The organism is Streptomyces sp. NPDC097619 (assembly GCF_040302735.1).
Taxonomy (GTDB): domain Bacteria; phylum Actinomycetota; class Actinomycetes; order Streptomycetales; family Streptomycetaceae; genus Streptomyces.
Map to the genome: position 1 here is coordinate 1 of NZ_JBEOSD010000262.1, position 6,368 is coordinate 6,368.

Genomic DNA, 6,368 nt, shown 5'->3' on the forward strand with positions numbered 1-6,368 from the left:
GGCCCCGCCGCCCTCCTCCGGTCCCGCCGGGTCCGGCTCGCCGCCGCCCTCGCCGCCGCCGCCCTCCTCGCGGGCGGCGGCGCCTGGGCCCTCTACGGCTCCTCCTGGCTCCGGGTGGAGAAGGTCGGGGTCACCGGCACCGACGTCCTCACCCCGGCCCAGGTCCGCGCCGCCGCGGCCGTCCCCCTCGGCTCCCCGATGGCCGCCGTGGACACCGACGAGATCGCCGACCGGCTCCGCGGGGCCCTCCCGAGGATCGAGACCGTGGACGTGGTCCGCGCCTGGCCGCACGGGATCGGCCTGAAGGTCACGGAGCGCACCCCCGTCCTGCTCGTCCGCAAGGGCACCGGATACGTGGAAGTGGACGCCTCGGGCGTCCGGTTCGCAACCGTCACCAAAGCTCCGAAGGGGATTCCCGAGCTCTTCCTGGACGCCTCCGCCTCCCCGAGCCTGCGCCGCTTCGACTCCGAACGCCTGCTCCACGAGGCCGTTCTGGTGGCCGACGGCCTCCCGGCGGAGGTGTCCCGCCAGACCCGCGCCCTGCGCGTGCGCTCGTACGATTCCTTCGTACTGGAGCTCACGAAGGGGCGGATCGTGGTCTGGGGGAGCCCCCGGGAGGGTGAGGCGAAGGGGCGTGCGCTGGGCGCTCTCCTCAAGGCGGCTCCGGGCGCGGTGCAGTTCGACGTGAGTGCCCCCAGCGCCCCTGCCGCGTCCGGGAGTTGACGCGGGGTCGAACAGCGACGCACCCTGGTTGGCCAGCGATATGGGTGATCACATAGGGTGAAAAGAAAAACGGGAGGTTCGGCGTGTTCGTTGAACGCGCGCCACTTGTCGACTTAGTGTCCTGTTCGGAAGAGTCCAAGGAACAGACACACTCTTAACCCTAAACTTCAGGGTTAGGGTTCGGGTCGGCAACGGGATCGTCGAGCCGCCCCATTTCGGCATCAGTCGTCGCACCGCAGGCCCGCGGGGCGACGACACGTAATCGAGGCGAGAGGCCTTCGACGTGGCAGCACCGCAGAACTACCTCGCAGTCATCAAGGTCATCGGTGTCGGCGGCGGTGGTGTCAATGCCATCAACCGAATGATCGAGGTCGGTCTCAAGGGCGTCGAGTTCATCGCCATCAACACGGACGCACAGGCGCTGTTGATGAGCGACGCCGACGTCAAGCTCGACGTCGGCCGCGAACTGACCCGGGGCCTCGGCGCCGGGGCCAACCCGGCCGTCGGCCGCAAGGCCGCAGAGGACCACCGCGAGGAGATCGAGGAGGTCCTCAAGGGGGCCGACATGGTCTTCGTCACCGCCGGCGAGGGTGGTGGCACCGGCACCGGTGGCGCCCCCGTGGTCGCCAACATCGCGCGCTCCCTGGGAGCCCTGACGATCGGCGTGGTCACCCGCCCGTTCACCTTCGAGGGACGGCGCCGGGCGAACCAGGCGGAGGACGGCATCGCCGAGCTCCGCGAAGAGGTCGACACCCTCATCGTGATCCCCAACGACCGACTGCTGTCGATCTCGGACCGCCAGGTCTCCGTGCTCGACGCCTTCAAGTCGGCCGACCAGGTGCTGCTCTCCGGCGTGCAGGGCATCACCGACCTCATCACCACCCCGGGTCTGATCAACCTCGACTTCGCGGACGTCAAGTCCGTGATGTCCGAGGCGGGCTCGGCCCTGATGGGCATCGGCTCGGCCCGCGGCGACGACCGCGCCGTGGCCGCCGCCGAGATGGCGATCTCCTCCCCGCTGCTGGAGGCGTCCATCGACGGCGCCCGCGGGGTCCTGCTCTCCATCTCCGGTGGCTCCGACCTCGGCCTTTTCGAGATCAACGAGGCCGCGCAGCTGGTCAGCGAGGCCGCCCACCCCGAGGCGAACATCATCTTCGGCGCCGTCATCGACGACGCCCTGGGCGACGAGGTACGGGTCACCGTCATCGCCGCGGGGTTCGACGGCGGTCAGCCGCCGGCCCGTCGGGACAACGTGATCGGCGCCGCCTCCACCAAGCGCGAGGAGGCACCGGCCCCGGTCCGTGCCCCCGAGCCGGCCCGGCCCGCCTTCGGCGGCCTCGGTTCGGTGACCCCGCGCGAGGAGCCCCCGGTCCCGGCCGCGGAGCCCGCCCCGGTCGCCGAGGCCCCGGCGGCCCCGGTCACCACGGCCCCGCAGGTGCCCACGGCCCGTCCCTACCAGGACAGCCCCGCCGAAGAGCTGGATGTCCCGGACTTCTTGAAGTGATAGACGAGCAGGACATCGCGAGCGGCGCCCGCTTCGCCTTCACCGATCGGTGGGGCGGGGTGAGCGCCGTTCCGTACGAGCAGCTCAACCTGGGCGGCGCGGTCGGCGACGACCCCGCCGCCGTCCGGGCCAACCGGGCGGCCGCCGCCGGCGCCCTGGGCCTGGACCCGGACCGGGTGGTCTGGATGAACCAGGTCCACGGCCGCGACGTCGCCGTCGTCGAGGACGTCTGGCCCACCGGGCCGGACGGCACCCGCGACTGCCCCTCCGTGGACGCGGTGGTGACCACCCGCCGGGGCCTGGCCCTGGCGGTCCTCACCGCCGACTGCACCCCGGTGCTGTTGGCCGATCCGGTGGCCGGAGTCGTGGCCGCCGCCCACGCGGGACGGCCCGGCCTGGTGGCCGGGGTGGTCCCCGCCGCGGTCGAGGCGATGACCGCCCTCGGCGCCGACCCCGCCCGGATCACCGCCCGTACCGGGCCCGCCGTCTGCGGTCGCTGCTACGAGGTGCCCGAGCGGATGCGCGAGGACGTGGCCGCGGTGGTGCCCGCCGCCCGGGCCGAGACCTCCTGGGGAACCCCCGCCGTGGACGTGGTCGCCGGAGTGCACGCGCAGCTCGCGGCCCTGGGCGTGACCGATCTGCGGCGCTCCGCGGTGTGCACCCTGGAATCGCCGGACCACTTCTCCTACCGCCGCGACCGGGTCACCGGGCGGCTCGCCGGCTACGTCTGGCTGGAGCCGGAGTCCACCCCCGGGGCCCCTGCCCCGGGCGTCCCCGCAGGAAAGAAGTCATGACGGACCGTGAGGCGGAGCTCGCCGCGAACCTGGCCCGGGTGGAGGAGCGGATCGCTTCCGCTTGTGCCGCCTCCGGACGGAAGCGGGAGGAGGTGACGCTGATCGTGGTCACCAAGACCTACCCCGCGAGCGACGTCCGCCTGCTCGCCGGGCTGGGGGTCCGTCACGTGGCCGAGAACAAGGACCAGGACGCCGCCCCCAAGGCGGCCGCCTGCGCGGATCTGCCACTGACCTGGCACTTCGTCGGCCAGTTGCAGACGAACAAGGCCCGTTCCGTGGCGGAATACGCCCAGGTGGTGCAGTCCGTGGACCGTCCGAAGCTGGTCACCGCCCTCTCGGCGGCGGCGGAGCGGGCCGGGCGCGAGCTGGGCTGCCTGGTGCAGGTCGCGCTCGACGCCGAGTCAGGGACCCGCGGGGACCGGGGCGGTGCCGCTCCCGACCTGGTGGCCGACCTGGCCGAGCGGGTGGCCTCGGCCCCGGGCCTCCGGTTCGACGGGCTCATGACGGTGGCTCCGCTTTCGGGTCCGTACGCGGGCCGCGAACGGGCCGCCTTCGAGCGGCTGGTGGAATTGTCATCCGGCCTCCGCGCGGGCCATCCGGCTGCCACGATGGTCTCGGCCGGAATGAGCGGAGACCTCGAACAGGCCGTGGCCGCCGGGGCGACACATGTGCGCGTCGGTACTGCGGTACTCGGAGACCGACCCCGGCTCGGGTAACGTCGCCAAGCAAGTCGGACCACAGCAGAAAATATGGTCAATCCCACTGAATGACGGGCAGACCACGTGGATCGCGGACGCGCGGCGCCCGGAGCGACAGGGACGGAGGCGGCGGGCGATCCACCACAGAGCGGAGGACTCAGAGCATGGCCGGCGCGATGCGCAAGATGGCGGTCTACCTCGGCCTCGTGGAGGACGATGGGTACGACGGCCCGGGGTTCGACCCCGACGACGAGTTCGAGCCCGAGCCCGAACCGGAACGGGACCGCAGGCGGCACCAGCCTCCGCACCAGCCCGCACAACAGGACGAACCGGTACGGATGCCGCAGCCGCCGGCGCAGCGCGAACCTGTGTCAATTCCGGTTGAAAGCGGACGTCCTGCACGAATCGCCCCCGTGGCATCCATCACACCTGAACGACCGAACCTGGAGAAGAACGCCCCCGTGATCATGCCCAAGGTCGTGTCCGAGCGGGAGCCGTACCGCATCACGACGCTGCACCCCCGGACCTACAACGAGGCCCGTACCATCGGGGAACACTTCCGCGAGGGCACCCCCGTGATCATGAATCTCACGGAGATGGACGACACCGACGCCAAGCGTCTGGTGGACTTCGCGGCGGGTCTCGTGTTCGGTCTGCACGGCAGCATTGAACGCGTGACTCAGAAGGTGTTCCTGCTGTCTCCTGCTAACGTCGATGTCACGGCGGAGGACAAGGCCCGAATCGCTGAGGGCGGGTTCTTCAACCAGAGCTAGACAACGCTTCCGGTCAGGAGCCGGAGGCGACACCGGGGAACGAAACGGACCGGCCGGGACGGCCGGGTCGCGACAGTACGGGGAGAGGGAAGCGCGGGATGGGCGTCGCACTACAGGTGGTCTACATCGCGCTGATGTGCTTCCTCATCGTGCTGATCTTCCGGCTGGTGATGGACTACGTCTTCCAGTTCGCCCGTTCATGGGAACCTGGCAAGGCGATGGTGGTCGTTCTGGAGGCCACCTACACTGTCACCGATCCACCGCTCAAGCTTCTTCGGCGGTTCATCCCGCCGTTGCGTCTCGGGGGCGTGGCGCTCGACCTGTCCTTCTTCGTTCTCATGATCATCGTCTACATCCTCATCTCCATCGTGAGCAGCGCAGCGAGATAGCGAGATGAGGACGACCGTGGACGATACGGTCTTGCCGACTGCCGACGACTACGTAGAGGTGAAGAAGAGATGCCGCTGACCCCCGAGGACGTGCGGAACAAGCAGTTCACGACCGTCCGCCTCCGAGAAGGCTATGACGAGGACGAGGTCGATGCCTTCCTCGACGAGGTCGAGGCCGAACTGACCCGCCTGCTCCGCGAGAACGAGGACCTGCGGGCCAAGCTGGCCGCGGCCACCCGTGCGGCGGCCCAGAACCAGCAGCAGCAGGCCATGCGCAAGCCGGAGCCCCAGGACCAGCGCGGTCCCCAGGGTCCGGGCGCCCCGGTGCCCGCCGCCATATCCGGCCCGCCGGTCCAGCAGCAGCCCCCGCAGATGGGTCCGCCCCAGCTGCCCGGCGGCGCTCCGCAGCTTCCCCCCGGCCCCGGCGGCCACGGCCCCCAGGGTCACGGTCCGCAGGGTCAGGGCCCCATGGGTCAGAACCCGATGGGCGGCCCCATGGGCGGCCCGCCGATGCAGCACACCATGGGCGGCAACCCCTCCATGGGCGGCCAGAACCCGATGGGTCAGGGCCCGATGGGTCAGGGCCCCATGGGTCAGAACCCGATGGGCGGCCCCATGGGCGGCCCGCCCATGCAGCAGCCCATGCAGCAGCCCCCGATGCAGCAGCAGCCCATGCAGCAGCCGCCGATGGGCCACCAGCCCCCGCAGCTGCCCCAGGCCGGTCAGGGCCCCGGTGGCGACAGCGCCGCCCGCGTCCTCTCCCTCGCCCAGCAGACCGCCGACCAGGCGATCGCGGAGGCCCGCTCCGAGGCCAACAAGATCGTCGGCGAGGCGCGCTCCCGCGCCGAGGGCCTGGAGCGGGACGCCCGCGCCAAGGCCGACGCCCTGGAGCGGGACGCCCAGGAGAAGCACCGCGTCGCGATGGGCTCCCTGGAGTCCGCCCGCGCCACGCTGGAGCGCAAGGTCGAGGACCTGCGCGGCTTCGAGCGCGAGTACCGCACGCGGCTGAAGTCCTACCTGGAGTCCCAGCTGCGCCAGCTGGAGACCCAGGCCGACGACTCGCTGGCCCCGCCGCGGACCCCGGCGACCGCTTCGCTGCCGCCGTCCTCCGCGCCGTCGATGGCTCCGGCCGGGTCGATGGGCCACTCCATGGGTGCCCCCTCCCCGATGAACTCCGGTCCGTCCTACGGTGGTCAGCAGCAGATGACCCCGGCGATGACCCAGCCGATGGCTCCGGTGCGGCCGGCCGCGCCGCAGCCGATGCAGCAGGCGCCGTCCCCGATGCGGGGCTTCCTGATCGACGAGGACGACAACTGAGCTGAGGCGGGGGCGGAGCTCTCGTCGGCAGCCGCTTCCCTTCCGGGCCGGGCCCGGGTCACCCCCGCGGCCGACGACCGCCCCGGCGAGGAGTGCGCCCATCGCGGCCAGGACGGAGGGCTCGACGCGGTAGTACACCCAGGTCCCCCGCCGCTCGGAGGAGAGCAGGC

At 71.5% G+C, this 6,368-nt stretch carries 7 protein-coding genes and 1 pseudogene; 7 read left to right on the plus strand and 1 reads right to left on the minus strand.

The window, feature by feature from the left end; genetic code table 11:
• The 7 genes from ABTZ17_RS35740 to ABTZ17_RS35770 form a co-directional block, all read left to right on the plus strand.
• A partial coding sequence (locus tag ABTZ17_RS35740; RefSeq protein WP_352199983.1) for a cell division protein FtsQ/DivIB occupies window positions 1-723 on the plus strand: 723 nt, incomplete at its 5' end.
• A gap of 283 nt (window positions 724-1,006) precedes the next feature.
• Complete coding sequence (gene ftsZ / locus ABTZ17_RS35745) at window positions 1,007-2,227, plus strand: cell division protein FtsZ (RefSeq protein WP_352199984.1); 1,221 nt, start codon at window positions 1,007-1,009, stop codon at window positions 2,225-2,227.
• Entirely contained in the window at window positions 2,224-3,021 is a 798-nt protein-coding gene (gene pgeF / locus ABTZ17_RS35750) for a peptidoglycan editing factor PgeF (RefSeq protein ID WP_352199985.1), read from the plus strand. Before ftsZ ends, pgeF begins: the two co-directional genes overlap by 4 nt.
• Entirely contained in the window at window positions 3,018-3,737 is a 720-nt protein-coding gene (locus tag ABTZ17_RS35755; protein WP_352199986.1) for a YggS family pyridoxal phosphate-dependent enzyme, read from the plus strand. The genes pgeF and ABTZ17_RS35755 overlap by 4 nt, the downstream gene beginning before the upstream one ends.
• A 146-nt stretch (window positions 3,738-3,883) precedes the next feature.
• Window positions 3,884-4,492 (plus strand): cell division protein SepF, encoded by a 609-nt coding sequence (locus tag ABTZ17_RS35760; protein ID WP_352199987.1) that lies wholly within the window; start codon window positions 3,884-3,886, stop codon window positions 4,490-4,492.
• A gap of 98 nt (window positions 4,493-4,590) precedes the next feature.
• Complete coding sequence (locus tag ABTZ17_RS35765) at window positions 4,591-4,881, plus strand: YggT family protein (RefSeq protein ID WP_352199988.1); 291 nt, start codon at window positions 4,591-4,593, stop codon at window positions 4,879-4,881.
• A gap of 69 nt (window positions 4,882-4,950) precedes the next feature.
• Window positions 4,951-6,198: a DivIVA domain-containing protein gene (locus tag ABTZ17_RS35770; RefSeq protein ID WP_352199989.1), complete on the plus strand. Its 1,248-nt coding sequence runs from the start codon at window positions 4,951-4,953 to the stop codon at window positions 6,196-6,198.
• A gap of 78 nt (window positions 6,199-6,276) precedes the next feature.
• On the opposite strand, the pseudogene ABTZ17_RS35775 reads toward ABTZ17_RS35770, so the two are convergent.
• A pseudogene (locus ABTZ17_RS35775) lies at window positions 6,277-6,368 on the minus strand (transcriptional regulator); the annotation flags it as partial.